Raw genomic sequence first — 26,066 nt, forward strand, 5'->3', positions numbered from 1 at the left:
TGCGGCGCTCCACACAGGCGACTAGCGCCTTGCCTTACTTGCGGGGCAGCGCGTAGGCGATCACGTAGTCGCCACGGTCCGGCGAGTTGCGGGCGCCGCCGGCCGAGACCAGCACAAACTGCTGGCCGGTCACAGGCGACTGGTAGCTGATGGGCGTGCCCTGGCTGCCCACGGGCAGGCGGGCCTTCCACACTTCCTTGCCGGTGCCGGTTTCATAGGCGCGCAGGTAGTAGTCCTGGGTGGCGGCGATGAACACCAGACCGCCTTGCGTGGCCAGGGTGCCACCGATGGTGGGCATGCCGATGGGGATGGGCAGGCCCATCTTGATGCCAAAGGGGCCGGTGTCCTTGACGGTACCGACGGGCACTTGCCAGACGATCTGCTGGGTCTTGAGGTCCACAGCAGTCAGCGTGCCGAAGGGCGGCTTCTGGCAAGGGATCTCCAGCGGCGACATGAAGCGCACCTTGGCGTTGATCGCGTAAGGTGTGCCGTCCAGCGGCACGGGCTTGGTGATGGCAGCGGCTTCGTTGCCGTCGGCCTTGGCGCCGGCGTCGGCCGGGTCGGCCTTGATCAGCTGCACTTCCAGGCCCACGCGCATGTCGTTGATGAACAGGTAGTTGTTCGTGGGATCGACCGACACGCCGCCCCAGTTCATGCCGCCCAGCGAACCGGGCAGGTTCAGCGAGGCATCGGTGCCCGGGGGCGTGAACAGTCCGGTGTAGCGCTTGGACTTGAACTTCACGCGGCACAGCAGCTGGTCGAACGGCGTGGCACCCCACATGTCCGATTCCTTCATGTCGGCAGCGCCGATGCTGGGCATGCCGACGGAGAAGGGCTGGGTGGGCGAGTAGGTTTCGCCTTCGATGTTGCCGGCGGGCACGGCACGTTCCTCGACCTTGGTCAGGGGCTTGCCGGTGGCGCGGTCCAGCACGAAGAGCTGGCCGGCCTTGGTGCCGAACACCATGGCGGGGGTGGTCTTGCCGCCTTCGCCAGGAAAGTCCACAAAGGACGGCTGCATGGGCACGTCAAAGTCCCACAGGTCGTCGTGCACGGTCTGGTAGACCCACTTTTCCTTGCCGGTGCTGGCGTCCACAGCCAGCATGGAGGCGCCGTACTTGCGGTCCAGGGCAGTGTGCTTCACGCCCCACAGGTCCACGGCCGCGCTGCCCACGGGCATGAACACGGTGTTGGACTGGGGGTCATAGGACATGGGGGCCCAGACGTTGGGCGTGGAACGAGCGTAGGTCTTGCCTTCGGCCGGAGCGCTCTGCTGCTCGGGGTTGCCGGGGTCGAAGGCCCAGCGCAGCGCGCCGGTGACCACGTCGAAACCGCGCACCACGCCGCCAGGCATGTCGGTGCTGACGTTGTCGGCCACACGGCCGCCGATCACGATGGTCGTGCCGGCCAGCGTGGGAGCGGAGGTGGGGTAGTACTGGCCCTTGTCGGCGCCCTTGCCCATGCCGGCGCGCAGGTCCACGCGGCCGTGGGTGCCGAAGTCTTCGCAGAAGGCGCCGGTGTCGGCGTCCAGGGCGATCAGTTCGGGGGCCACGCTGTTCATCAGCACACGGCGCTGGCAGGCAGCACCGGCCGGCACGGACACGGCCTTGACGGGGGTGGCGCCGGCCACGCTGGGCTGCACCTGGGGCTGGGTGGCGTCAAAGTACGCCAGACCGCGGCAACGCATCCATTTCTTCTGCTTGGCGTTGATCTCTGTCTTCCACAGCTCCTTGCCGGTGGTCGCGTCCAGGGCAATCACATTGTTGTGGGGCGTGCAGACAAAGACCTGGTTGCCGATCTGCAGGGGCGTCAGCTGGTCTTCGGCACCGCCGCCGCCGGGGCTGACGGGCACATCGCCGGTCTGGTAGGTCCAGGCCAGCTGCAGGTCCTTGACATTGCTGCGCGTGATCTGATCCAGCGCCGCAAAACGTGTGGCACCGGGGGTGCTGCCGTAGTATGCCCAGTCGGCAGGCGCCTGGCCGGGGGCCACGGGCTGCAGCACGGTGGCATCGGCCTTGGCGGACACGGAGGCGTGGGGCAGGAACATGCCGCCCACGGTGGCCAGACAGCCCAGCGCCAGCACACCCGCCACGGCGAACGATGCACCGCGCAGCGATGGCAGGGCATGGGCGCGGCGCAGCACGGGGAAGGTCAGGGCCACCAGGATGCCCAGGCCGGCCAGCAGCAGCACGCGCGAGACCAGGGGCCAGAAGTCCAGGCCGGCATCCGCCAGCGCCCAGACCACGGTGGCCACCAGGGTGGCGCCATAGATCAGCGCACCGCTGGGGCGCTGGCGCACCAGCTGCACGCCGGAAGCCACCAGGGCCACACCGCTGAGCAGGAAGTACCAGCTGCCCTTCAAGGCCACCAGCTGGTAGCCGTAGAAGGCGAAGAACAGGCCTGCCGCCAGAAGGCCCAGACCCAGAACGAGCAACCACACCTTGGCAGCCAAGGAGGGTGGCGTTTGTTGTTTTTTCATTTTTACATGCGATTGGGTGTGCAAGGCGCCGCACCGCCGTGGGTGGGACAGTGGGCGGGCCTGGGCAGTCGGCCACTCGCACAAGCTATGAGGTATCGGTCTTGATCTGCGTCAAGATCCGAGGCGGATTATTGCGCCCCCGGAAAATCATCTATTGACAAGGTGAATTCGATACGCAGAAACGCGTAGCCGCTGCCCGCCACGCACCAAAGACCCTGCCGGCATTGCTTTTGAAGGCAATAGACGACCGGTCTATTTTTCATACAATGCAGGCCATGACACTGAGCAAGAAAGCCGAAGCGACACGCCAGCACATCCTGGACACCGGGTACCAACTGGTGCTGCACAAAGGGTTTGCGGCGCTCGGCCTGCAGGAGATCCTGAAGTCCTGCAACGTCCCCAAGGGGTCGTTCTATCACTACTTTCCGTCGAAGGAAGCCTTTGGCTGCGAGCTGCTGCAGCAGTATGTCGACGGCTATGGCCGCAAGCTGGAAGGCCTGTTGGCCGCCGAGGGCAACGGCTGCGAACGGCTGATGCGCTACTGGGATGCCTGGATTGCCGCGCCCCACGATGCCGCATGCGGCTGGGCCGAGGAATGCCTGGTGGTCAAGCTTGCCGCCGAAGTGGCCGACCTGTCGGAAGACATGCGCCGCGTGCTGGACACCGGGGTCCAGCGCCTGCTGGCACGGATTGCGGCATTGATTGATGCGGCCCGCGCAGACGCCTCCTTGCCGGCCGGCGCGCCATCGCAGGCACTGGCCCGCGTGCTCTACCAGATGTGGCTGGGCGCCGCGCTGCTGGCCAAGCTGAGCCAGGACAAGACCTCTTTGGTGCAGGCGCGCGAGACCACCGTGCTTTTGCTGACCTGCGACGCCGCACGGGCCACCCACGCGCAGGCCGCCCACACGCGGGCCGCCCAGTCTCCCTCCTCCATCCCCCACCCCTGAACACCCAAGGAGCCACCCATGAAAGTTCTGTTTGTACTGACATCGCACGACCGTCTTGGCGACACCGCCCACAAGACCGGTTTCTGGCTGGAAGAGTTTGCCGCGCCCTACTACGTCTTCCAGGACGCCGGCGCAGAGATCACGCTGGCCTCCCTCGCTGGCGGGCAGCCCCCGCTGGACCCCAAGAGCGACGCGCCAGATGCGCAGACCCCGGCCACCGAGCGCTTTCGCCGTGACCCACAGGCGCAGGCCGCGCTGGCAGCCACCACGCCGCTGGCCCAGGTCAACGCCCAGGATTTCGATGCCGTCTTCTACCCCGGCGGCCACGGCCCCCTGTGGGACCTGGCCAACGATGCCGCATCCATTGCCTTGCTGGAAGCGTTTGAGCGCGCGGGCAAGCCGCTGGGCCTGGTCTGCCATGCGCCCGGTGCACTGATCCATGTGCATGCGGCAAACGGCCAGCCCCTGGTCAGCGGACGGCGCGTCACCGGCTTCACCAACAGCGAGGAAGCCGCTGTCGGCCTGAGCGCCGTCGTGCCCTTCCTCATTGAGGACGAGTTCACCCGCCTGGGCGGCCGCTTTGAAAAAGGCCCGGACTGGCACGAGCATGTGGTCACCGACGGCCGCCTGGTGACAGGCCAGAACCCCGCCAGCAGCGAGGCGGTGGCCAAGGCACTGCTCTCCCTGCTTGCTTGAATAAGGACATTCACCATGCGCAGCGCCATTCACACCACCTTCGGCGAACCCTCTCTTGTGCTGGAGGCTAGCGATCAGCCGGTCCCCCAGCCTGCCTCCGGCGAAGTCCGCATCAAGACCTTGCTGGCCCCCATCCACAACCATGACCTCTGGACGATTCGCGGCAGCTATGGCTACAAGCCGGTGCTGCCCGCCATTGGCGGCAGCGAGGCCGTCGGGGTGGTGGATGCCCTCGGCGAAGGCGTCGAAGGCGTCACCGTCGGGCAGCGGGTTGCGGTGGCCGGGGTCCATGGCACATGGGCGGAGTATTTTCTTGCCCCCGCCAGCCAGCTGGTGCCCATGCCCCCGGCCATCCCGGATGAGGTGGCGGCCCAGCTGATCGCCATGCCCCTGAGCGCCCTGATGCTGCTGGAGTTCCTGCACGTCAGCCCCGGGCAATGGATCGTGCAGAACACCGCCAACGGTGCCGTCGGCAAGACGCTGGCCATGCTGGCCGGCGCACGCGGCGTTCAGGTGCTGAACCTGGTCCGCCGCGATGAAGGCGTTCAGGAACTCTCGGACCTGGGCGTGGCCCATGTGCTGTCCACGGCCCAGGCCGATTGGAAGCAGCGCGCCAGCGCCCTGCTCGGCCCTGCGCTGGCGGTGGCGGCGGTCGACTCCATCGGGGGCAAGGCCAGTGCAGCACTGCTGGAGCTGCTGGGCGAAGGCGGCACCCTGGTGTCGTTTGGCACCATGGCCGGAGAGCCCATGCAGATCAGCTCCGGCGCCTTGATTTTCAAGCAGGCGACGGTCAAAGGCTTCTGGGGCAGCAAGGTCAGCCAAGCCATGGCGGCGCAAGACAAGCGGCGCCTGCTGGGCGAGCTTTTGCAGCGCACGCTGAGCGGCGAGCTGAAGCTCCCGATCGAGGGCATCTACGATCTGGGAGACGCCGCCCAGGCCGCTGCCGCCAGCCTGCGACCGGGCCGCAAGGGCAAGATTTTGCTCAAACCCTGAAGCACGCCATGGCGCCCCAGGAGGTGGGGCCACCCAGCTTCAGAGTGAGGCTGGGTGGCCGCCATGGGGGGGTCTGCGAGCGTCGCGGTTCGGCCAGGAGCAGTCCTCCGAGGCATTGCCACAAGCGACGGCTTCAGGCTGATCTAAGTCATTCATGGGCACTGCGCCTGAACGGCAGCAATCAGCAACACCAGCCGTTGAGCGCCGTCAGCCTCGATGGGCAGCTTCACCTTGAAGACCGTTCACTCGCTTGCGTGGTTCACCGCGTATTCAAACGAAAGACAGCCGCTACAGGCGTGTGCCGCGCCATTGCTGCCGTCCGCCAAGCAGATGTTTCTGCTGCCCATGTCGATATCACGAACTATCTACAAAACTCTGGTCGATTCAGTTGCTGCAAAGCCGAGTTCAACACGTGGCTAAGAGCCCTAGATCGCCGAGATTCGAGGCAATAGGCGGTTGTACTCATCTCTGACAACCTGGTAGCACTCGCACACCCGTTGCTCAAGGCCCTGTCGATTCAACACGGAGATATGTCCACGCGCGTAACGGATGAGGCCCGCGCGCTGGAGCTTCAGTGCCCCTTCAGTGACGCCTTCACGCCTGACACCTAGCATGTTGGCGATCAATTCTTGCGTCATGAGCAGCTCACTCCCGTTCAGCCGGTCTAGGCTGAGCAAAAGCCAGCGGCACAATTGCTGATCCAGGGAATGGTGGCGGTTGCACACCGCAGTCTGAGCCATCTGGGTGATCAAGGCCTGAATGTAGCGCAGCATGAGATGCAGCACAGGCCCCGAGCGGCCAAATTCCTCCTTGATGACGTGCGCGCGCATGCGCAGCCCCTTGCCAGCGCTTTGGACGACTGCTCTGCTGGTGGTGGACTCCCCCCCCATAAAGATGGCAATCCCCACCACGCCGTCGTTGCCCACGACAGCAATTTCCGCAGAGCCGCCATCTTCCAGCACGTACAGCAATGACACGATGGCGTCAATAGGAAAATAAACATGGCTCATGCGGATGCCCGATTCATACAGCACTTGGCCAAGGGCCAGGTCAACCGGCTCCAATTCGCACTGCCAGCGCCTCAACTCCGGGTCCGGTAAGGCGGCAAGAAGGTGGTTGTGCTGGTATGGGGAGAACTGTTCCATGATGACTTCTCCATGGCAACCCGTCTGCGTTGCGGAAAGCATTCTGCTCAAGACGCCATTGCTGATAAACCAACCGTTCCGGTGCCAGCACATGAGCGCAATCGACTTCGCACGATAGATACACGTCCCCTATGGTGACGGCAAACTTCCACCGCCACAAGACCAATGTGCGATACCGGACAGTCACCCGTCTGGGTTGCACACACACTCCTAGCGAGCGCTTCCCTAGATGGCGTTTCCAGCCCTTCATCGCAAATCTCCACATATGACAAGGATTGAGATTCCTTCCACCTCATGAAATCGCTTGTCAACGCTCTGATCCTTCAACTGCCCCGCGCGGCGCACCACCGGCTGCTGGATCAATGCGAGCTTTTCGAGCTGGACACGCCGCATGAACTGGGCGAACAAGGGCAGCCGCTCAGCCATGCCTACTTTCCCAACCAAGGTTTCTTCACGCTGATCGCAGATATCGATCGACATCGATGTCTGGCGATCGGCATGGCAGGCCCCGAAACGGTGCTGGGGGCGGAACTGATTCTTGGAGCAACCAAGCCCGCCTGGCGGGCCTTGGTGCAGCAACCGTGCTCTGGCTGGCGTATCAGCGCTGCAGATTTGCGCCAGCAATGCACTGCCAGCCCCGCGCTGCAACGATTGCTGCGGGCCAGTCTGCTGGTGCAACTGCACCAGCAGGCGCTCGCCGCCGCCTGCCAGCGATACCACCTCTTGACCCCACGCCTGGCGCGCTGGATATTGATGAGCCGCGACCGATCCTCTTCCGCCGGGAGCTTCCACGCCTCACAACAATCCATGGCACAGATGCTGGGTGTCCGGCGGGTTAGCGTCACCAATGCGGCCAGCGAGCTCCAGGCGGACGGCCTGATTGCATACCACCGGGGCGAGCTGACGGTGCGAAATCGCAAAGTCCTGGAGGCGAGAGCCTGCAGTTGCTACGCAACCGACAAGCGCATCTACGCCCAGATCATGGGGACAGCCCCTAGGTACCGGTAAGCGCAGGTAGCAGTCAAGACCATCGTCTGTCTGCCACAGTACCCATGCGCATACGCCCAACACGTAGTGCTGGTGTATGCCAGCGCACAGACCGGTTAGGCAGACAGGCTTCCAATAGCAGAAGAAAGAGGAGCATCGCATGAACATCGTCACTGTCCTCGTTGCCTTTGCCATGGCGGCCATCGGCGCGACGCTCTACTTCCTGGACAGCATCGGTCTTGGCATTGCGCTGATCGTGTGCGCCGCCGTGGTTTCGCAAACAGCGACCTTGGCCAACATCTGGCGGCGACAAATTGATCGCAGATATGACGAGGGTAGGAGCCCGGCCTCACGGGACGCGGCAATGGACGATGACATCCTGAAGAGCGCCGTGTCCGAAATTGAGGAAGACAGCGTGGACACCCGCAGCTTCCTCAAGCACATCCACACTGCCTGGCATAAGCCGGATGCGCAAGCCCCGCCCCATCGGAGCAACAAGGGCATGTGAGCCTGCCCCTCTTGGAAATAGGGTGCAGCCAGCGAACGAAACAACTTACCGTAAGGAGATAATCATGAGCATAGGTACTATTTTGCTGGTCGTCCTGCTCCTGGTATTGATTGGTGCGCTCCCCGCTTGGCCGCACAGCCGAAGCTGGGGCTACTTCCCGAGCGGCTTGGTTGGCTTGGCTGTGGTGGTGTGGGTCGTACTGATTCTGATGGGACGCCTCTGAGTCATCCGTGGGGCCCGATGTAGCGCTTCATCAATGGCAGTACCGTGATGCCATGCACGATGATCGAGGCGGCCACAGTCCACAATGTCAGGCTTACCACGGTTGCGGCAGTGGCCGGATCAATGCCATGTCGCAATGCCAACAGCATGTAGAAGATGGAGCCGATACCCCGAATTCCAAACCAGCCGATCATGGCCCGCAGCCTCCAATCCGCATGCCTGCCCCATACGGCAGGCAGCGTGGACACAGGCCTGAGGACTAGCAGCACCAATGGGACGAACCACCAAACGGGTGTCACCGGTTTGGCGTAAGGCAGCATGGCTCCCACCATGAGCACGAGAGCTAGTTCAGCAAGCCGCTCCAGCTGTTCATTGAATCCGTGGACGGAATCTCGCATATCACTCGCGTGAAGCGTCGCACCGGCCATTAGGACTACCGGGGGCGCGAGCATTTCTTTCCCTGTCACGGCTCTGGGGAGCTCGCGCACGCGCTGCAGCGCAAGGCCTGCGGCGAATACTGCCAGAAATCCCGAAGCCAGGCTCAGCTGAGCTGTACCGTAGGCCATCCCGATGAGCCCGATACCCAGAAACTCGTTCAAGCCCGCGGCTTCCTTATGGCGGCTGCGCAGATAGACAACGAGTCTGCCCGTGCCCGCTCCCAGCGCCGCGCCGATCGCCAGACCCGCAGCCATAGACCACAGGAACTCCATGGTCCACCAATGCAGCATGCGTTCGCCCAGCGGGTGCAGCCCCAGCAGCCCAAGCCCCAGCATCACCATGGGGTAGGAGGTGCCATCATTGAGCCCTCCTTCACCGGCCAGGCTAAACCCCAACCGGTCCGGGCTCGTCCCAGGCTGCGACTGGACACCCGAAGCCAGCACCGGATCCGTGGGCGCCAGGATGGCGCCCAGAAGCACCGCCGCGCCCAATGACAGACCCAAGACCCAGACACCAATGGCCGCGACCATCGCCACCATGGCGACCATCGAGAAGACGGCAAGGCGCAGCGGCAGCCACCAGCGTGGATCCCGCACTGGCACGCCCAGTTGCATCCCCACGGAGAACAGCGATATGAGCACCGCAATCTCCGACAAGCGCTCCAGCAGTGGGGCGTACATGAATGGATCCGGCCTCAGCACGCCCAATGCAGCGGGCCCCAGCAACCAGCCCAGCGCCAGATAGACCATGGCATTACTCAGCGGCAGCCGCCCCAACAAGGTGCTCGACAGCACCATCGCGATGAGCAGCACGCCCATGAAGAAAGACCATTCAGGCAGCGACATGGCACCTAAGGCGTGTGTATGTTGTCACCACTGAATCTGAACCGGCTGCGCGTGCGTTTGGCATGGTACATGGCCCTATCTGCCTCCGCGATCATCTGCTCTGCCGATGCAGGCCGCGCATCCGCCACCACAATGCCTATGCTGGCCTGCACCTGGAGTTCCTGACCATTGCAGTGAATGGGTTGCTCGATCTCCGCGCACAGCGTGCCTGCCAGGATGCATAGCTGCTGCAATGTGGGAGACGGGTCCAGCAAGCATGCAAACTCATCGCCTCCCAGCCGGCTAACGAGGTCGCCATGCCTCAAGACCGCCCGCATACGATGCGATACGACCTTGAGCACTTCGTCCCCGGCGGGATGTCCATGGGAGTCATTAATACATTTAAACCCATCCAAATCCAGGTACAGCAGCGCCATGGCCCCTGGCTTGCACCTGCTGCCACCGATGGAGTCTGCGAGCCGATTGAGGAACACAAGCCGGTTCGGTAATGACGTGAGATGGTCGTGGGTCGCCAGATGGTACGCGCGTCGCTCCCCCTCCTTCGTTCTGTCAAGGTCGGAATACATCTGATCCAGTGCAAACCGGGCCTGGAGCAATTCGTCTTGAAGGCGCGCGCACCTGTGCAGCGCCGCCTGCAAGCTAACTTGAAGACAGCGGACCGCATGATTGTCCGGCAAGGCATCCGGCCAGAGCGACGGCACCGAAATACCGTGATCCGCATGGGCCTGTTTCGCAGAGTGATCCGTGCCCTCCTGAAGCAGTGCGAAAAATTGGCGGGCAGCTCGAGCGTTGGAGCGCAGGGGAAACCTTTGAGCCATGGGGGGGTTTTCCTCGGAGAGCACTTTCGTGCTTGGGCTATGGACGATGGACGATGGACGATGGACGTGAATCCTAGGCCCGGCGCCCCCAGGCAATCCGTGCGGCATCGAACATAGCGCGTAAGGGGTGCACTTCGCCCATCACTGGGCTCGCGGCCTGTCTGGCCATGGGGCTTGAGAGGGCTCCACGCCTCACTGGGCAATGGGCGGCTGGACTGTACCGATCGGTGCGTGCGGCGGAGCCGATGTTCATTGCGCCATGGGGTCCAACCCCGACGACGCCTTGCCTACAAGGGCCGCCAAACCCAATGACCCTGGCATGGGGTTCAGGCAATCCACCATCAAACTGGGCATCAGGATCGTGGCGCCCCGCTCCTTGGTGGTCTCGTAAATGATGTTCATGGCGCGCAGCTGCAATGCCACGGGATGCCCCGCATAAATATTGGAGGCCTCGACGAATTTCCCGGCGATCGCCGCTTCGGCAGAACCGAGAGTGACGCGCGCCTGCTTCTCGCGCTCTGCCTGCGCCTGGCGGGACATCGCATCCTGCAAGGCCTCCGGTATGGCCACGTCACGAATCTCCACCGAACTGATCGATACACCCCAGGGCGCAGTCTTCCTGCCGATGACCTCCTTGAGCTGTTCATCGGCGTCCTTGCGATCGGACAGCAGCGCAGCCAGCATGGAGGCACCAATCATCTCGCGCAATGAGGTTTGCGCAACGCGGTCAATCGCCTCGCGGTAAATGGTGATGGCCAACGCGGCTCTCTCCGCGTCATGCACATGCCAGAAAATGATGGCGTCGACATTGACCGGAACCGTGTCCTTGGTCAGCGCCTGCTCGGCATTGAAAGCAGTGTTTGAATGCGCACGTCAATCACCGCCGCCACGCTGTCAAGGATGGGGATGATGGTGAACAGACCCGCACCCTTGACGCTCTGCAGCCGACCCCTTCTCAAGATGACGAACTTCTGCCACATTGACCATCTGCAGGGACATCGCGATAAGAACAGCCATGGCAAAGAAGATCGATACCCCGTGGGGTTGATCGAATAGCCCACCGCGACGCCTGCGAGCAGGCAGGCGAGCACTAGAAATGAGGTGATGGGATTCAGATTCATAGAGCCTCCATCGCACCTTCAACGCGCCTTGCACCGCACCACTGGTCCGGTGATCGGCCTATTTCCTGTCTTTACCGACCTCATTGCCAATCACGCCACCCACAGCAGCTCCGCCAATCGTGCCAATGGCACTTCCGCCAGTCAGCACAGCGCCTCCGACAGCACCGGCGCCGGCACCGATGGCCATGTCCCTGTTCTGTCTGGACATATCGCCGCAAGCGCCCAAACCCACCAGCGCAGCTACTGCGAGGATCGCGGTTGCAGTTACCTTGATCGTTTTCATGAAAGTACCTCTTTTGAAAAAGCATGGGAATTGGCCCCAGGCACACTTGGATGTCTCTGGATAGAGAGGCAGCCCGTAAGACGCCCTGACCGAGCCGGTGCATCCTTGTACCGTGCCTGCCCATCGTTGCGGAACAAGACGCGGCAGTCGGTACGGTGGGTCACATATATCCGGCTTTCTCTTTCTCTCTGCACCTTCGGGCCTGCCTTGCGTCGCTGTGTGCTCGAGCGCACCGACACCAGGCTGCGCCGACACCATGCTCAACCTGCGCTCGCTTGGATCGCGTCCTCTGTTTCCCGAGCATCGGCACATCGGGCAGCGCCATCTCCCATCCAGCGAGGAACTCACCATGATCACGAATACCCATTGCATGCACCGCAGCGCCTTGGCGGTACTTCTCGTCACCAGCCTAGCCTTTATCGGCTGCGCTTCCACCGCCCGCAGCGAGGGCTCGGGGGAATACGTGGACGACACCATGATCACGACCAAGGTCAAGGCAGCCATGTTCAACGATGCCAGCCTGAAGTCGGCCGAAATCAACGTGGAGACCTTCAAAGGCCGGGTCCAGCTCAGCGGCTTCGTCAATTCTCAGGCGGACATCAACCGCGCTGTCGCCTTAGCACACCATGTCAATGGCGTGAAGTCGGTGACCAACGACATGAAGCTCAAATAGGGCATGCCGTGCCGACCATGGCCCCAAAACCGCGCCATCACTCCAGGGAATCGCCATGAAACGAATCACAATGAACCTGAACACCGCTTCCATCATGCTGGGCCTCGCAGCCTCCTGCGTGCTGCTGGCTAGTGCGTCAGCCGCCGACATGGGCAAGCCGCAGTACAAGGCCGAGGGGCAGACCATCGTGGCCCAGTACAAAAAGGACAAGCAGGCCTGCGTCAGGCATTCCGGCAATGCCCGCGACATCTGCATGGCCGAGGCCAAGGGGCACGAGCAAGTGGCCAAGGCCGAACTGGAGGAGAACTACCGCCCCTCCGACAAGCATGCCTACGACTTGCGTGTCACCAAGGCCAATACCACCTTCGCCATCGCCAAGGAGAAATGCGACGACCAAGCCGGCAAGGCCAAGGATCTATGCCGCCAGCAAGCTAAGACCGCGCACGTGGACGCGCTGGCCGATGCCAAGATGGCCATGAAAACGGCTGGAGCCAACGCGCAGGCGCGCGAGAAATCCGGCGAGGCGCGCAGCGAGGCTGCAATCGACAAGCGCGATGCCGCCTACGACCTAGCTAAGCAGAAGTGCGAGGCACTAGCCGGCGATGCAAAGAGCACTTGCCTACAAGAGGCCAAGCAGCGCTTTCAGCCCTGATCGAAACCTGGCACGCTATCCATCGCCAGCGTGCTGTTTGGTCGGCATCCATTGCCGATCAAGCTTAGAAAGGAGCCGTGATGAGTCTCGGTCTCATTCTGTTGATCGTATGGTCGGTGCCGTACCGACCTGGCCACCCAGCCGCAGCTGGGTGGCCAGGAGTGTGCTGGGCGCAGGCACGATCGTACTGATCCTGCTGCAGGGGCGCCTCTGAAGAGGTACCACCAATGGGATCTTTGCGGCTGCATTGATTGGCCTTTGTGCGGACTTTGTTCGATAGCGCACAGACTCCTACTGGACATGCCCGTACAAAGGGCCATGGCCTGCGGGTCTGCCGATCCGCGGGCTGCACAAGGAGGCATCCATGTCCAGTTTCCCCCCCCCTCCCCCCCAGTTGGGATACATCGTCGCGCGGCTATCCGGACAAAACCACCCGCGTTGAGCACCTGATGCTCAGCAAACATCTGGCCCATTGCGGCGCGCTGCAGGGACCGCTGCGGGTGGCGTGGATGGGCATATCAAGACTTCATCGCATGCTTGCACAGCGTGCTCTCACGGGGACGCTGCTGATTGCGCTGTTGGCTGGCATGGCATGGCTGGTGCTGTAGCACAGAAGGCTCGGAAAGAGAATGGAGCTGCAACGCCAATGGGCCTGGGTACCATCACAGATAGACGATGTACTGGATGCCAGAAACGGACCTGCGCTGCAGCCTTTCAGAGCGGAGCTCTTTGGCTGCGAGGGGTTCACGCAGTACGGGCTCAGCCTGGGCCGATCGCACCATGTGGGCAAGGCCCGCTTTGGGCAGGCCACGTTCTATCCGCGCCTGCAAAGCAATCTCCGGCAACTGCGCGCAGCGTTGCGCTATATCACCGAACTTACCCAGGACGGGCATGAGGCCGGGCCGGGAACTGAGTGGCTGCTCGACAACTTTCCGCTGATCGAGGACCAGTTGCGGGAGATCACCGAAGGCCTGCCGCCACGTTACTACCGCACTCTTCCCGCCCTGCAAGGGGAGCCCTTGGCCGGGTTCCCTCGCATCTACCACCTTGCCTGGGCTTTTGTGGCGCATGTCGATAGCGCATTCGATGAAGATCTTCTGACCTGCTTTCTCAAGGCCTACCAGGAAGGGAGTGAACTCACCCAAGGCGAACTCTGGGCGCTCCCCACCACGCTGCGGGTCGTACTGGTGGAGAACCTGAGGCGCCTGGCCGACCGGATCGCCAGCCAAGGGGCCGCGAGGGAATTGGCGGTTTTGTGTTCTCACCATATTGAGCATTTGACGCTGAAGGACGTCCAGGACATGCAGCGCCTGATGGATGTTCGCGGCGTAAAGCGAATATTCCTGACCCACCTGGCGCAGGTTCTGACGGGACACCGAGGGGTCCTGGGCGATACCCCGGCCCCCGCCATGGATCAGTGGCTCCAGGAAGCTATTCCTGATCTAGCTTCCCTGCAGATACAGCAGTATGCCGACCATGCCGCCGATCACCTGAGTGTGAGCAATGCCGTGGCTTCCCTGAGGCTGATCGGTACCAGCGACTGGGCAGGCATCGTGGCACAAGTCAGCCGTACCATGCGTGTGATGCAGGCTTCCTCGGTGTTCGTCGCCGAGGATGAGGCCAGTCGCAATGCCACGCTGCACGGGATCGAGCGCTTGTCCGTGCGCAGCAGCGGGCTGGACGAATCCACCGTGGCCCGCACGCTGATCCGTTTCATGGCTAACGTGCAGGGCGCAGGCGCCCAGGCCGGCTACTGGCTCCATGGCGCGGGGCGCGCGCAGCTGGAGCACGCGCTGGGCGCGCAGCAGAGCATCAGGGATTTATGGCGTTCCCTCCCGATCCCCCGCACCTGCGCCTACCTGGGTGCCGTACTGGCCGGCACGCTGGCGCTCGTGGCATGGTTGCTGCACTTGTCCGGCGCTATGCCGATGGAGCGATCTGGCTTTGCCGGCCTGGGCCTTGTGGGGCTGCTGATGCTGCTGCCGGCCTCCGAAGCCGTGATTGCCCTAGTCAACCGCCTGATCTGCGAATCCGCCACGCCGGTGCATCTTCCCCGGTTCCTACTCGCCGAAGGCATACCACCATCGGCACAGACGATGGTCGTGATTCCTGCGCTGCTGAGCCAGCCCGCCACGGTGGCCCAACTGGTGCATCGTCTGCACCTGCATTATCTGGCCAATCCGGAGGTCTGCGCCCAGTTCGCGTTGCTCAGCGACTGGAGCGACGCCCCTGCCCAGAACATGCCGGAGGATGCGCGCTTGCTGGAGCATGCGCAAGCGCTGCTGCAAGCGCTTAACGCGCTGCATCCCCCGCGCCAGGGCGCGCCGCCCCGTTTTCTGCTGCTGCACCGCGCTCGCGCCTACAGCGCCACCCAGCGTCAATGGATCGGGTGGGAGCGCAAGCGCGGCAAACTCGAACAGTTGGTCTGTGCCTTGGCCACCGGCACGCGCGGCCCTTTCCTGGACATGGCGGAGCTCTCACAGGTGGCACCAGGAACGCGCTACGTCCTGACGCTCGACAGCGACACCGAACTGCCCCCCGGCCAGCTGCGCGCCCTGGTAGGGGTTGCAGAGCATCCGGATAATCAGCCCCAGTGGGATAGCGCGGGCCGCACGGTGGTGCAAGGCTATGGCATCCTACAGCCACGCGTAGTGTCGCCCCTGCCCCAGGCCGACGCCTCATCGCCGTGGCAATGGCTGTTCGCAGGGCAGCAGGGCATCGATCCCTACAGCGCCGCAACATCGGACGTGTACCAGGACTTCTTTGGCGAAGGCAGCTTCATCGGCAAGGGGCTGCTGCATGTCTCCGCGCTGCACGCGCTCCTGTGCCAGAGACTACCCCACGATCGCATCCTCAGCCATGACCTGCTGGAGGGCGCGATGGTAGGCTGCGCGGTGGTTTCCAACGCAGCCGTGATCGAAGCCCCTCCCCTGCACAGCGACACCGCCGCGGCCCGCCAGCACCGCTGGAGCCGTGGAGACTGGCAGTTGCTGCCCATACTCTGGCAGCACAGGCACTGGGGGCTGTCGCCCATTAGCCGCTGGAAGCTGCTCGACAATCTGCGCCGCACCTGCGTGGCACCGGCGTCGCTGGTCCTGATCGTCGCCGCCATGACCGGGCGTGGCCTAGCCCTCCCGATGGCCCTGGCATTGGCGACGATGGCTTATGCCACCGGACCTGTGGTCGGCAGCCTCGCCAGTCTGCTGCCCCACCGCGCCCATGCCGCGGGCAGGCGCTTTGCCATTGCGGCCGCTCAGGATCTGCTGCGCGCCGCACTGGGCGGCGTATGGAACCTAGCGCTGCTGCTGTCGCAAGCGCTGCTGCAGGCCGATTCCATTGTCCGCACGGCCTACCGCCTGCTGTGGAGCCGACGGCATCTGTTGGAGTGGACGACCGCCGAATCCGCCCATGCCTCCATCAAGGCGGGCCTGCTTTCCGCACTGGTCCGGCACCGAGCCAGCACATTGACCGCACTGGCGCTGCTGGCAGGGCTGTGGTTGCTGCAAGCACCGATGGCGCCGCTGACCCTGATCGTGCTCGTGGTCTGGACCTGCACACCTGCGCTGGTGTGGTGCATGAACAAGCCCTGCAGATTCTCTGGCCGCCGCGCCCTGCCCCCTCAGGATAGCGAGATGCTGGAGGGCATCGCGCGCGACACCTGGCGCATATTCGAGCGCTGTGTGACTCAGGATGACCACCACCTGCCGCCAGACAACCTGCAGACCGCGCCGTTCGAAGCCATCGCTCACCGCACCTCGCCCACCAACATCGGGCTCTACTTGCTGAGCGCTGCCTGCGCGCGAAAGTTCGGCTGGATCGGCACCCTGGATCTGCTGGCACGCCTGGAATCCACACTGGCCACACTGCAGAGCATGGAGCGCCATCAGGGGCATTTCCTGAACTGGTACGACACCGAGACGCTGCAACCCTTGCATCCCCGCTACGTATCCACCGTGGACAGTGGAAACCTGAGTGCCCATCTGCTCGCCGTGTCACAAGCCTGCGTCGCGCTGGCACGCGATCCGCTGGAGCCGCATGCGGCGCAGCAGGCTCTGCATGCATCGCAGTTGCGGCTGCAAGCACATCATTCTCACGAAGAATCATCATGGATCCATGCCGATCAGTTGGTCACCAGCCAATCGGCGGCGCGAGATATCGCAGCCAGCGCCGCTGGCGAAGCGCCCTCCATCACGCGAAAACTGCTGGATCTGGCCCACAGGCTGGATCAGTTGGCCTGGGATGCGGACTTCCGCTTTCTGTTCGACGCCAAGCGCCATCTACTGCATATAGGCTACCGCGTGGAGGAGCAGGCGCTAGACGCCTCGTTCTACGATCTGCTGGCATCGGAAGCGCGCACCACCAGTCTGCTCGCCATTACCAAAGGCGACGTGCCCGTGCGGCACTGGAAGGCGCTGGGACGGCCCTTCTTCGCCAGTGGCCGCAATGCCGTGCTGCGGTCGTGGTCGGGCTCGATGTTTGAATACCTCATGCCCACTCTGGTCATGGCCGATCCCCATGGAAGCGCCCTGGACGACGCCAACCGCTCGGCGCTGCGCGAGCAGATAGCCTTCGTTCGCGGGCAAGGCATTCCGTGGGGTATCTCTGAAAGCGCCTACGCCGGGCGCGACCAGACATTGGCCTACCAATACGCGCCGCAAGGCGTTCCGCGCCTCGCGCTGCGCCGCACACCCATGGCCGACAAGGTGATCGCCCCTTACGCCACAGCCTTGGCGTGTCAGATTGACACGCCTGCCGCTTGCAACAATTTTCGCGCCTTGGCTGCCTTGTCGGCGCGCGGGCGCTATGGCTTTTTCGAGGCGCTGGATTTCACGCCGGGACTGCAGGCGCCCGGCGAGAGATTCACACGTGTCAGCACCTACATGGCGCACCACCAGGGCATGACCATCGTGGCTCTGGCCAACGTGCTGCGCCAAGGGGCCGCGCAACGCTGGCTGATGGGCCACCCCCGCATCGAAGCGGTCTCGTCGCTGCTGCAAGAGCGTGCGCCGCGCGAGCTTCCTCGGCTGTACACCCCACCGCCGCTGGGCTTGCCGCTGCAATCCCCGAACAAGCGCCCCGGGCACGTAAGTCGCACCGTGATCCCGGGAGCGCAGGCACCGGAGCCCACCCACCTGCTGTCCAACGGGCGTTACAGCGTCACCCTGCGCGCGAACGGCGCGGGCTGGAGCCGCTGGGGCTCCGCGGACATCACCCGCTGGCGCGACGACGTGCTGCGCGACGCTTACGGCAGCTTTGTGTACCTGAGGCTCGGCCGCCATGCCGCTCCGGTATCCGTCACGAGCAACCCGGCCCCAGACCCCGATGCCCTCTACCGCAGCACCTTCCAACAGGACCGCGTCTACTTCGATGCGCGCTGGCCCGAATTGCAGGCGCGCACGACGGTCTGGGTCAGCCCCGAAGATGACATCGAGCTCCGCAAGGTGGTGCTGAACAACCTCAGCAAACACACCGTCGAACTGGAGCTGCTGTCGGCCTTTGAAGTGTCTCTGGCCAGTGCCGCAGCGGACGAGGTCCACCCCGCCTTTTCCAATATGTTCGTGAAGGCGGACTGGCTGCCCGCCCAGCAGGCCCTGCGCTTCGAGAGAGTGCCCCGCGTGCTCGGCGAAAACACCATGCGGGCCGCGCATTTCGTGGCACACGCGAGCGGCGAGATCCTGGGCCTGCGCTGCCAGACCGACCGGGCCCGGTGGCAGGGCCGCAACCACGCGGCAAGCCAGCCGCTGGCCAGCCTGGAGCCCGTGCCGGGGCAGGCGGCCGCGCTGGTGACCCAGCTGGACCCCGTCTCGGTGCTGGGCGTGCTGCTGCAGATCGCGCCGGGCGAGCAGGTGAGTGTGACCTTCGCCTTGGCCGCCTGCGACTCAGAAGCCCGGCTCATGGCGGTCGTGGACAAGTACCGCCAGCCCAGCTACGTGGAGCGCGCCTCGGTGATGTCCGCGACCCTGGCAGGAGGGCCAGCGGCGCCGCACCGGCCACGGCCCGACTATCTGCCCACCCTGCAACTCCTGACTACCGCCCTGGTCTTCACCCTGCCCAGGGCGCAGACGCAGCGCGCGAAAAACCGGCAGGACGAGGCCTCGACCAGCGACCGGCGCGTGCTGTGGCCACTGGGCATTTCCGGCGACCGGCCCTTGATCCTGGTGAACGCGGGCGCTCCGCAGGGCCTGGGCTTGCTGCGCCTTCTGGTGCAGGCCCTGTGCGAATGGTCGCGTGGCGGCGTCGTGTGCGACCTCGTCGTACTCAACAGCGAAGTCCACTCCTACCACATGCCCGTGCAGCAGGAACTGAAGCTGCTGTGCGACCAGCACGAGACGGACCGCAAGGCGCGTTCAGGCTCCGCAGTGACCAGCCTGCATGTCTTGCGCCAGGATGAGATCACCAGCGAACAAACAGCCACCCTGCAACGCCTGGCGCGTGTGCGGCTGTATGCCGATGGCCGCGCCCTGTCGCACCAGATCAAGTCCTGGAGCGCGCACTATGCGGCCCACTCGAGGCCCTTGCGGACCGAGGCGCAGGTGCACCAAGTCGGCGTTCAGCGCAGCTCGGGCACGGCGGCCCCGGCGCCCACGGGCGCGTTCACCGCCGGCACGGGCGACTTCCAGTTCGACGTGGGGCCCGCCCTGCGCCCTATCCGACCCTGGGCCAACATCCTGGCCAACCCCGGCTTCGGCGGGCAGGTCACCGAGAGCGGCGGCGGCAATACCTGGGCCGTCAACAGCCGGCTGAACCAGCTCACGGCATGGCAAAACGACCCCGTGGCCGACACGCCCGCCGAATGGCTCCTGCTGCAGGACCGGCACACGCAGGAAGTCTGGAGCGTCGCACCCAGTGCCTGGGGCGATGCCGGCGCGACCTACCATGTCGTGCACGGTCAGGGCTTTACCGACATAAGCCACCGGCGCGGCGACCTGGAAGTTTCTGTGCGCTGGTGCGTGGACATCGCGACCGCGATCAAGCAGGTGCGCATCCGGGTTACCAACCAGGGCGCGCGCAAGGCGCACCTGCGTATTGTCGGCATGGTCGAGTGGATGATGGGGGAAAAGCGCGCGGATCGCGCGACGGTGGAAACCGCGCCTTGTTTCGCCCCCCCGCCACACCAGGGGCTGTGGGGCCTGCTGTGCACCCAGACGGAGGCCGGGGCCGGCTTTGGCGGCGGCACGGCCTTCTTCTGCGAAGGCAACAGCCTGAGAGGCGACAGAAGCCACGAGGGCCTGGACTGGACCTGCGATCGCAGCGCCTTCTTTGGCACCCAGGGGCAGCTGCAGTTGCCGTCCTCGCTGGGACAGCGCAGCGGTTACGGGCTCGACCCCTGCGCGGCGCTGTCGCGCCTTACCACGCTGCGCCCAGGATCCACCCTGGAGCAGGTCTACCTGACCGGCTATGCGGCCAGTCCCCAGGCGGCGCGGGCGCTGCTCGCGCAAGCCGCCCCCCTCCCCCCTGCCGGGCGCGAGCAGGCGATCCGCCAGTACTGGAGCACGCTGCTCGGGGCCACCCAGGTGCGCACGCCCGATCCGCTGTTCGACGTGATGGTGAACCGCTGGCTGCTGTACCAAGTCCAGTCCTCGCGGCTGTGGGCCAAGGCGGGCTTCTACCAGGTCAGCGGCGCGACCGGCTACCGCGACCAGTTGCAGGACGCCATGGCATTCGCCTGGGCCGATCCGCCCCTGCTGCGCGCGCAGATCCTGCTGTGCGCCTCGCGCCAGTTCCAAGCGGGCGACGTGCAGCACTGGTGGCATACGCCGGGCGGCGCGGGCGTGCGCACCCATTTCTCCGACGACCTGCTGTGGCTGCCCTTCGCCTGCGCGCACTACCTGCAGGCCACGGGCGACACGGCCCTGTTGCGCGAGAGCGTGCCGTTCCTCGATGCCGCGCCCATCCCCGACGGCGCCGAAGATGCCTACGAAACGCCCCAGGTCAGCGCGGTCTCGGCATCCCTGTACGAACACGCCGCACGCACCATCGACCGGAGCCTCGCCGTGGGCGCGCACGGCCTGCCGCTGATGGGCGCGGGCGACTGGAACGACGGCATGAACCGCGTGGGCCCCGCTGGCCAGGGCGAATCGGTGTGGCTGGCCTGGTTCCTGTGCGCCATCGTCGCCGACTGGATCCCGCTGGCGCGCGGCGTGGGCGACGCCGACCGCGCCGCGCGATGGGAGGCCGCCCAGCAGGGCTGGCGCCAGGCGCTGCAAGGCCCGGGATGGGATGGGCAATGGTACAAGCGCGCCTTTTTCGACGACGGCAGCCCGCTGGGCTCGGCCAGCCAGTCCGAGGCACGCATCGACCTGATCGCGCAGGCATGGGCCGTGCTCTCCACGCCGCAGTGGTCTGCCCGCCAGGGCGTCGCCATGGAGGCGGTCGAAACGCATCTGGTGCTGCCTAATGCGGGGCTGATCCAGCTGCTGACCCCTCCCCTGGTGCATGCCATGCCCAGTGCCGGCTACATCCAGGCCTACCCGCCCGGCGTGCGCGAGAACGGCGGGCAGTACACACATGCCGGGGTCTGGGCGCTGATGGCGGCAGCGGCACTGGCCGTGCGCCAGCCCGCGTGTTCCACCAGTGCCGGCGTGGCCACCGACACGCCCTACCGCTATTTCACCTGCCTGAGCCCGGCGCACCGGGCCAGCCACCCCGAATGGGGCCGGCACTACGCCATCGAGCCTTATGTGATGGCCGGGGACGTCTACAGCCAGCCGCCCTACGTGGGGCGCGGCGGCTGGAGCTGGTACACCGGCTCGGCGGGCTGGATGCACCGCGCCGCCGTGGAATCCATCCTCGGGCTGCACCTGATGGCCGAGGAGCTCTTCTTCACGCCCTGCCTGCCTGCCCATTGGCCCGAAGCCGAATTGACACTGGCACGCGACGGCCGCTCCCTGCATTTCATCCTGGTGCGGGGCAACCGGGCGGCGGCGATGGAAAAGGGGGCGGCTGCTGGCGCACGGGTGCTGCAGGTAGCTGAGCGCCTACGCTGGAGAGACCTGCCGGCGCACAGCTGCTTTGTCATTCCCCTGGCGGCGGTCACCCCGCAGAGCGCGCCGTGAATGCGCAAGCCCTCCTTGGCACGCGCATTCAAGAAAACAGATCTGTTTACGCTTACCCACCATTACTTTCATATGGTTGTTTTCAGAAAAATGAGGCGTAGCAAGCGCTGGAAGATGCTTTTTTTGATATGGCGGTGCGCAGCCATCCAAGGAAAGCGCCCCTGCAGTGTTCGCAATCGCACAGACGCCCGCCAGGCGCAGGCCTAAGCTGCAAGCGATGCTCAGCCATCGCCTCCAGGAGAAAGCCACCATGAGAGTTGAACACCACGAACCCGATCCCCAAGCGCTCGCGAGACAAAAAAGCGACTTCACCGCCGAGGGCGCGCCCTCCCCCTACCAGCAGGCGCCGTCCGCCCAGGATCGCGCTGACGCGGGCAATCCGCTTCGGACAAGACCCCATCGGGACACCTTGACACTCAAGCGCCCTTCACATGCGCGCCATCCCTGAGCATGCGTTCCACAGCGTGATCATCCGCCGTTCGCGGGTGGACACAGATGCACTCGCCGAACGCCTGCAGCGCGAGGGAGCGGATTCATTCACCGCATCCTGGCGCGCCCTGCTCGGCCACATGGCGGTCAAGGCGTCCACGCTCGCGCAGATAGCGCAGGCAGGTGTGCGATGAGCCGCACCTTCCTGCTGGTGGGCGCCACTCCCCCGCCACTGACAAGCCGCAGAGCCTGGAAGGCGCTGGCCGAACACCACCGCGTCATCGGAGCATTGCATCTGCGCCAGCTTTTTGCCGACGATGCACGGCGAGGCGAACGCCTGAATGCCGAGGCTGCCGGCTGGTACCTCGACTACTCGAAAAACCGCATCAACGACGAGACCCTGCGTCTGTTGCTGGCCCTGGGCGACAGCAGCGGCCTGCGCGAGCGCATCGATGCCATGTTCCGGGGCGACCCGGTCAACACCACCGAGCAGCGCGCAGCGCTGCACACCGCGCTGCGCGCACCTGCGGGCACGCAGCTGCGAGTCGCGGGCATCGACGTGATCGCCGAAGTGCAGACCGTACTCGGGCGCATGGCCGCGTTCGCAGACGCGCTGCGCGGCGGCCAGTGGCTCGGCTACACTGGCAAGCGCATCCGCAACATCGTCAACATCGGCATCGGCGGCTCGGATCTGGGGCCCGCGATGGCTTACAAGGCACTGCGCCACTACAGCCAGCGCGAGCTGCACTTCCGCTTCGTCTCCAACCTAGATGCCACCGCGCTCGTCGAGGCGACGCGGGGCCTCGACGCCGCCGAGACGCTGTTCATCGTCTGCTCCAAGACCTTCACCACGCTGGAGACACTGACCAATGGCCACGCGGCGCGCACCTGGTGCGTGGCGCAGCTCGGCGATGAGCGCGCGGTGGCCCGGCATTTCGCCGCGGTATCCACCAACGCCGAGGGCGTAGCGCGGTTCGGCATTGCCCCGGCCCAGATGTTCGGCTTCTGGGACTGGGTTGGCGGGCGTTACTCGGTGGATTCAGCCATCGGCCTGTCGTTGATGATCGCCATCGGCCCGGAACAGTTTCGCGCGATGCTCGCGGGCTTTCATGCGATGGACACGCATTTCCACAGCGCGCCGTTTGGCCGAAACCTGCCGGTGCTACTGGGCTTGCTGGCGGTCTGGTACACCAATTTCTTCAACGCGCAGACTCAGGCAGTGCTGCCTTACGACCAGTACCTGCAGCGCTTGCCGGCCTACCTGCAGCAACTGACGATGGAGAGCAACGGCAAGCAGGTCACGTTGGCCGGCATGCGCGTGAACTACGCCACCTCGCCCATCGTCTGGGGCGAGGCGGGCACCAACGGGCAACATTCGTTCTACCAGCTGCTACACCAGGGTACGGCCCTGGTGCCATGCGACTTCATCGGTTTCTGCCAGGGCCTCCATCCTCAGGCCCTGGAGGGCAGCCAATCGGACGACCCGCACAACCTGCTGATGGCCAATTTCTTTGCACAGACCGAAGCCCTGGCCTTTGGCAAGACGGCCGCACAAGTGCGCGCCGAGGGAACGGCGGACAAGCTGGTGCCGCATCGGGTGCTCGAAGGCAACCGGCCCAGCAACACACTGTTGGCGCAGCAGCTCACGCCCGGCGCGCTTGGCGCGCTGGTGGCACTGTATGAGCACAGCGTGTTCACTCAAGGCGTGATCTGGAACATCGACTCCTTCGACCAATGGGGCGTCGAGCTGGGCAAGGCGCTCGCCAATCAAACTGCCGCCGAGCTGGCCAGCGTCCACGCGCCCGCGTTGGAGCATGACAGCTCGACCAACACGCTCATGCGCCGCTACCAGCGGCTGCGCCAGGAAAGTCCATGACCTCCGGCCAAGACACCGCCCTCAACCTGCGCTGCATCAACAGCCTGCGCACCCTGGCCATCGACATGGTTCCAGAAGCCAACTCCGGCCACCCGGGTACGGCCATGGGCGGGGCGCCCGCAACCTACAACCACCCCGGCTTCACGCTGTTCGACCACCAGGTCGTTGCGCTGGCCAGCGAGCGCGACATGATGGAGGGCATCAGCGCCGAGGCCACCTCGCTGGCCGGCCATCTGCGCCGATCCAGCCTGTGCTGGATCTACGACTGCAACCGCATCAGCATCGAGGGCGCGACGGCCATCACCTTCACCAAAGACGTCGGAGCTCGCTTTCAGGCCCATGGCTGGCGGGTGCCTGAGGTCACGGAGCCAATGACCTCGAACGCCTCTCGGGCAGCCTGCAGGTATTCTTCGAGACGCAGGCGCAGCCAACGCTGATCATCGTGCACAGCCACATCGGCTACGGCGCGCCGCACAAGCAGGACACCAAGGAAGCGCACGGCGAACCGCTCGGTAGCGCCTATTCATGCACTGCGATAGCGGACATCTTGCAGCCCCTTGGTGGGTACTGATGGCCAGCGTCGGCTGCTCACCTGAAAGCCGTCGCAGGGCCGGCTTGAGCCTTGGTGCCAGGATGACCGCCATGTGGTTGTGACCGAACGCTCGCGAGCAGACCATGGGTGGCAGCAACCGCTGCGCAGCAGACTTTGGCAACCAAGGCAAGAACGACTGCAACGGGTCGAAAGCGGACGTCGCGGAGGTCTGTTCAAACGCCACAGGCGAGAGTGCTGCCGTCCACGCGTGACGATGCTGTCGTTTTCGAAAATTCTGATGTAGCCAGCCCTACCAACAACGCAGAGACAGCGCGAAGACAGCGCAGATAATGCTTGGCTTGTCCAGAACATGCCCTGACCACAGGGCCGACTTAATGCGTTTCTCAGCCCTGCTCGCAGCCTTCGGCCTCACCTCTTTACTGACCTCGGCTACGCTGGCCCAATCGACCACCGCACCAGCAGGGCCCATGGTGCGTGAGCGCATCTCGGTGGTAGTGGAAGGTAGCGGACCCGATGTCATCCTGATTCCGGGTTTGGCATCTTCCCGCGATGTGTGGCGCGGTCTTGCCGCACGCCTGCAGCAAAGCCATCGCTTGCACCTGGTGCAGGTGGCGGGGTTTGCCGGCGCACCCGCAGCGCACAACCCGCAAGGTTGGGTGCTTGAGCCCACGGCAGCAGCCGTTGCGGAGTACATTGAACGCGCGCATCTTCAGGCTCCCGCTGTCATCGGTCACTCCCTGGGCGGCGAGCTCGCACTGATGCTGGGCGCGCGCCATCCTGAACGGGTGTCGCGTCTGATGATCGTAGATGCATTGCCCTTCTACAGCCTGATGTTTGATCCGTCCGCAACCAGCGAGAAAGCTGCACCGGGCGCGGCCGCATTCCGCGCCACGTTGCTGGCGGCCACCGACGCCCAGATGGAGGCCATGCAATCGGCCGCCATCGCCCGCCTTACCAAGACTGAAGCAGCCCGCCCTTCACTGCTCAACGCCACCCTCCGATCGGACCGCCCCACCGTGGCACATGCCACTTACGAGCTGATGACCACCGACCTGCGCCCGGAACTGCACCGCATCACGGTGCCCGTGCATGTGGTGCATGCCTACGACACCAGCTATGGCATCCCCGCAGACCGCGTTGATGCCATGTTCCGATCCGCCTACGCGGCCACGCCCCACGTCAGCTTTCAGCGCATCGATGGCAGCTACCACTTCGTCATGCTGGACCAGGCCGAACCATTCGAGCGTGCCGTGACCGACTTTCTCCGTCCCACAACCACTGTCAAGCGATAAAACCGACAAGGCTTCCGAGCGAGTCTTCCAAAACCTGTTCCGGTTGGCCGGAAGCG

Annotated in this window: 19 protein-coding genes and 2 pseudogenes; 15 read left to right on the forward strand and 6 right to left on the reverse strand. The window is 64.5% G+C overall.

What is annotated here, in order from left to right; all coding sequences use genetic code 11:
* Window positions 1-34 precede the first annotated feature (34 nt).
* On the reverse strand, window positions 35-2,476 hold the full coding sequence (locus CT3_RS13240; protein ID WP_066533248.1) for a membrane-bound PQQ-dependent dehydrogenase, glucose/quinate/shikimate family: 2,442 nt from the start codon (window positions 2,474-2,476) through the stop codon (window positions 35-37).
* Between the two features lie 275 nt (window positions 2,477-2,751).
* On the opposite strand from CT3_RS13240, the gene CT3_RS13245 reads away from it, so the two are divergent.
* From CT3_RS13245 to CT3_RS13255, 3 genes are read left to right on the forward strand one after another with little or no spacing between them, the layout of a single operon-like run.
* On the forward strand, window positions 2,752-3,423 hold the full coding sequence (locus CT3_RS13245; RefSeq protein WP_083520241.1) for a TetR/AcrR family transcriptional regulator: 672 nt from the start codon (window positions 2,752-2,754) through the stop codon (window positions 3,421-3,423).
* An 18-nt stretch (window positions 3,424-3,441) separates the two neighbouring features.
* Window positions 3,442-4,119 carry a type 1 glutamine amidotransferase domain-containing protein gene (locus tag CT3_RS13250; RefSeq protein WP_066533254.1) on the forward strand — a complete coding sequence of 226 codons (678 nt, stop codon included), beginning with the start codon at window positions 3,442-3,444 and terminating at the stop codon, window positions 4,117-4,119.
* A gap of 15 nt (window positions 4,120-4,134) precedes the next feature.
* Entirely contained in the window at window positions 4,135-5,112 is a 978-nt protein-coding gene (locus CT3_RS13255; protein ID WP_066533255.1) for a zinc-binding dehydrogenase, read from the forward strand.
* A gap of 425 nt (window positions 5,113-5,537) precedes the next feature.
* On the opposite strand, the gene CT3_RS13260 is transcribed toward CT3_RS13255, so the two are convergent.
* Window positions 5,538-6,257, reverse strand: a complete 720-nt coding sequence (locus CT3_RS13260; protein WP_066533379.1) for a Crp/Fnr family transcriptional regulator — start codon at window positions 6,255-6,257, stop codon at window positions 5,538-5,540.
* A gap of 294 nt (window positions 6,258-6,551) precedes the next feature.
* Here CT3_RS13260 and CT3_RS13265 point away from each other — a divergent pair, with 294 nt between their 5' ends.
* From CT3_RS13265 to CT3_RS13275, 3 genes are all read left to right on the forward strand, one after another.
* Entirely contained in the window at window positions 6,552-7,265 is a 714-nt protein-coding gene (locus tag CT3_RS13265; RefSeq protein ID WP_066533256.1) for a Crp/Fnr family transcriptional regulator, read from the forward strand.
* Between the two features lie 139 nt (window positions 7,266-7,404).
* The gene (locus tag CT3_RS13270) at window positions 7,405-7,752 is read left to right on the forward strand and encodes a hypothetical protein (protein WP_066533257.1); all 348 of its coding nucleotides are present in this window, start codon (window positions 7,405-7,407) and stop codon (window positions 7,750-7,752) included.
* Window positions 7,753-7,816: 64 nt separating this feature from the next.
* Window positions 7,817-7,975 carry a DUF3309 family protein gene (locus tag CT3_RS13275; RefSeq protein ID WP_083520242.1) on the forward strand — a complete coding sequence of 53 codons (159 nt, stop codon included), beginning with the start codon at window positions 7,817-7,819 and terminating at the stop codon, window positions 7,973-7,975.
* Between the two features lies 1 nt (window position 7,976).
* Here the strand turns inward: CT3_RS13275 and CT3_RS13280 are convergent, their stop codons facing one another.
* The 4 genes and pseudogenes from CT3_RS13280 to CT3_RS13295 all read right to left on the reverse strand — a co-directional run bounded on the left by CT3_RS13280 (window position 7,977) and on the right by CT3_RS13295 (window position 11,479).
* On the reverse strand, window positions 7,977-9,257 hold the full coding sequence (locus CT3_RS13280; RefSeq protein ID WP_066533259.1) for a cation:proton antiporter: 1,281 nt from the start codon (window positions 9,255-9,257) through the stop codon (window positions 7,977-7,979).
* A 5-nt stretch (window positions 9,258-9,262) separates the two neighbouring features.
* Window positions 9,263-10,075 (reverse strand): GGDEF domain-containing protein, encoded by an 813-nt coding sequence (locus tag CT3_RS13285; RefSeq protein WP_172591788.1) that lies wholly within the window; start codon window positions 10,073-10,075, stop codon window positions 9,263-9,265.
* Window positions 10,076-10,324: 249 nt separating this feature from the next.
* A pseudogene (locus tag CT3_RS21390) lies at window positions 10,325-11,190 on the reverse strand (slipin family protein).
* A gap of 64 nt (window positions 11,191-11,254) precedes the next feature.
* Window positions 11,255-11,479 (reverse strand): glycine zipper 2TM domain-containing protein, encoded by a 225-nt coding sequence (locus CT3_RS13295; RefSeq protein WP_066533261.1) that lies wholly within the window; start codon window positions 11,477-11,479, stop codon window positions 11,255-11,257.
* Window positions 11,480-11,828: 349 nt separating this feature from the next.
* Here CT3_RS13295 and CT3_RS13300 point away from each other — a divergent pair, with 349 nt between their 5' ends.
* The 9 genes and pseudogenes from CT3_RS13300 (at window position 11,829) to CT3_RS13335 (ending at window position 26,010) form a co-directional block, all read left to right on the forward strand.
* Window positions 11,829-12,152 carry a BON domain-containing protein gene (locus tag CT3_RS13300; RefSeq protein WP_066533262.1) on the forward strand — a complete coding sequence of 108 codons (324 nt, stop codon included), beginning with the start codon at window positions 11,829-11,831 and terminating at the stop codon, window positions 12,150-12,152.
* 70 nt (window positions 12,153-12,222) lie between these two features.
* Window positions 12,223-12,804, forward strand: a complete 582-nt coding sequence (locus CT3_RS13305; RefSeq protein WP_225608641.1) for a hypothetical protein — start codon at window positions 12,223-12,225, stop codon at window positions 12,802-12,804.
* A gap of 109 nt (window positions 12,805-12,913) precedes the next feature.
* Complete coding sequence (locus CT3_RS21585) at window positions 12,914-13,018, forward strand: DUF3309 family protein (protein ID WP_428041658.1); 105 nt, start codon at window positions 12,914-12,916, stop codon at window positions 13,016-13,018.
* Between the two features lie 235 nt (window positions 13,019-13,253).
* A complete protein-coding gene (locus CT3_RS21400) occupies window positions 13,254-13,412 on the forward strand; it encodes a hypothetical protein (RefSeq protein ID WP_282597774.1) in 159 nt (52 codons plus the stop codon).
* Window positions 13,413-13,433: 21 nt separating this feature from the next.
* The gene (locus tag CT3_RS13315; protein ID WP_066533264.1) at window positions 13,434-21,860 is read left to right on the forward strand and encodes a glycoside hydrolase family 94 protein; all 8,427 of its coding nucleotides are present in this window, start codon (window positions 13,434-13,436) and stop codon (window positions 21,858-21,860) included.
* Window positions 21,861-22,291: 431 nt separating this feature from the next.
* Window positions 22,292-22,483 carry a hypothetical protein gene (locus CT3_RS13320; RefSeq protein WP_066533265.1) on the forward strand — a complete coding sequence of 64 codons (192 nt, stop codon included), beginning with the start codon at window positions 22,292-22,294 and terminating at the stop codon, window positions 22,481-22,483.
* Window positions 22,480-24,165 (forward strand): glucose-6-phosphate isomerase, encoded by a 1,686-nt coding sequence (gene pgi / locus CT3_RS13325; protein ID WP_066533266.1) that lies wholly within the window; start codon window positions 22,480-22,482, stop codon window positions 24,163-24,165. Before CT3_RS13320 ends, pgi begins: the two co-directional genes overlap by 4 nt.
* 65 nt (window positions 24,166-24,230) lie before the next feature.
* A pseudogene (locus tag CT3_RS13330) lies at window positions 24,231-24,736 on the forward strand (hypothetical protein).
* A gap of 449 nt (window positions 24,737-25,185) precedes the next feature.
* Complete coding sequence (locus CT3_RS13335; protein WP_218568107.1) at window positions 25,186-26,010, forward strand: alpha/beta fold hydrolase; 825 nt, start codon at window positions 25,186-25,188, stop codon at window positions 26,008-26,010.
* Window positions 26,011-26,066: the final 56 nt, after the last annotated feature.

The sequence above is a fragment of the Comamonas terrigena NBRC 13299 genome (assembly GCF_006740045.1).
In the GTDB taxonomy this organism is placed as follows: domain Bacteria; phylum Pseudomonadota; class Gammaproteobacteria; order Burkholderiales; family Burkholderiaceae_C; genus Comamonas; species Comamonas terrigena.

Excerpts from the sequence above, each read along its gene's own strand:
- CT3_RS13240 (WP_066533248.1), bottom strand. The coding sequence starts at position 2,476 with ATGAAAAAACAACAAACGCCACCCTCCTTGGCTGCCAAGGTGTGGTTG.
- CT3_RS13245 (WP_083520241.1), top strand. The coding sequence starts at position 2,752 with ATGACACTGAGCAAGAAAGCCGAAGCGACACGCCAGCACATCCTGGAC.
- CT3_RS13250 (WP_066533254.1), top strand. The coding sequence starts at position 3,442 with ATGAAAGTTCTGTTTGTACTGACATCGCACGACCGTCTTGGCGACACC.
- CT3_RS13255 (WP_066533255.1), top strand. The coding sequence starts at position 4,135 with ATGCGCAGCGCCATTCACACCACCTTCGGCGAACCCTCTCTTGTGCTG.
- CT3_RS13260 (WP_066533379.1), bottom strand. The coding sequence starts at position 6,257 with ATGGAACAGTTCTCCCCATACCAGCACAACCACCTTCTTGCCGCCTTA.
- CT3_RS13265 (WP_066533256.1), top strand. The coding sequence starts at position 6,552 with ATGAAATCGCTTGTCAACGCTCTGATCCTTCAACTGCCCCGCGCGGCG.
- CT3_RS13270 (WP_066533257.1), top strand. The coding sequence starts at position 7,405 with ATGAACATCGTCACTGTCCTCGTTGCCTTTGCCATGGCGGCCATCGGC.
- CT3_RS13275 (WP_083520242.1), top strand. The coding sequence starts at position 7,817 with ATGAGCATAGGTACTATTTTGCTGGTCGTCCTGCTCCTGGTATTGATT.
- CT3_RS13280 (WP_066533259.1), bottom strand. The coding sequence starts at position 9,257 with ATGTCGCTGCCTGAATGGTCTTTCTTCATGGGCGTGCTGCTCATCGCG.
- CT3_RS13285 (WP_172591788.1), bottom strand. The coding sequence starts at position 10,075 with ATGGCTCAAAGGTTTCCCCTGCGCTCCAACGCTCGAGCTGCCCGCCAA.
- CT3_RS13295 (WP_066533261.1), bottom strand. The coding sequence starts at position 11,479 with ATGAAAACGATCAAGGTAACTGCAACCGCGATCCTCGCAGTAGCTGCG.
- CT3_RS13300 (WP_066533262.1), top strand. The coding sequence starts at position 11,829 with ATGATCACGAATACCCATTGCATGCACCGCAGCGCCTTGGCGGTACTT.
- CT3_RS13305 (WP_225608641.1), top strand. The coding sequence starts at position 12,223 with ATGAACCTGAACACCGCTTCCATCATGCTGGGCCTCGCAGCCTCCTGC.
- CT3_RS21585 (WP_428041658.1), top strand. The coding sequence starts at position 12,914 with ATGGTCGGTGCCGTACCGACCTGGCCACCCAGCCGCAGCTGGGTGGCC.
- CT3_RS21400 (WP_282597774.1), top strand. The coding sequence starts at position 13,254 with ATGCTCAGCAAACATCTGGCCCATTGCGGCGCGCTGCAGGGACCGCTG.
- CT3_RS13315 (WP_066533264.1), top strand. The coding sequence starts at position 13,434 with ATGGAGCTGCAACGCCAATGGGCCTGGGTACCATCACAGATAGACGAT.
- CT3_RS13320 (WP_066533265.1), top strand. The coding sequence starts at position 22,292 with ATGCGCGCCATCCCTGAGCATGCGTTCCACAGCGTGATCATCCGCCGT.
- pgi (WP_066533266.1), top strand. The coding sequence starts at position 22,480 with ATGAGCCGCACCTTCCTGCTGGTGGGCGCCACTCCCCCGCCACTGACA.
- CT3_RS13335 (WP_218568107.1), top strand. The coding sequence starts at position 25,186 with ATGGTGCGTGAGCGCATCTCGGTGGTAGTGGAAGGTAGCGGACCCGAT.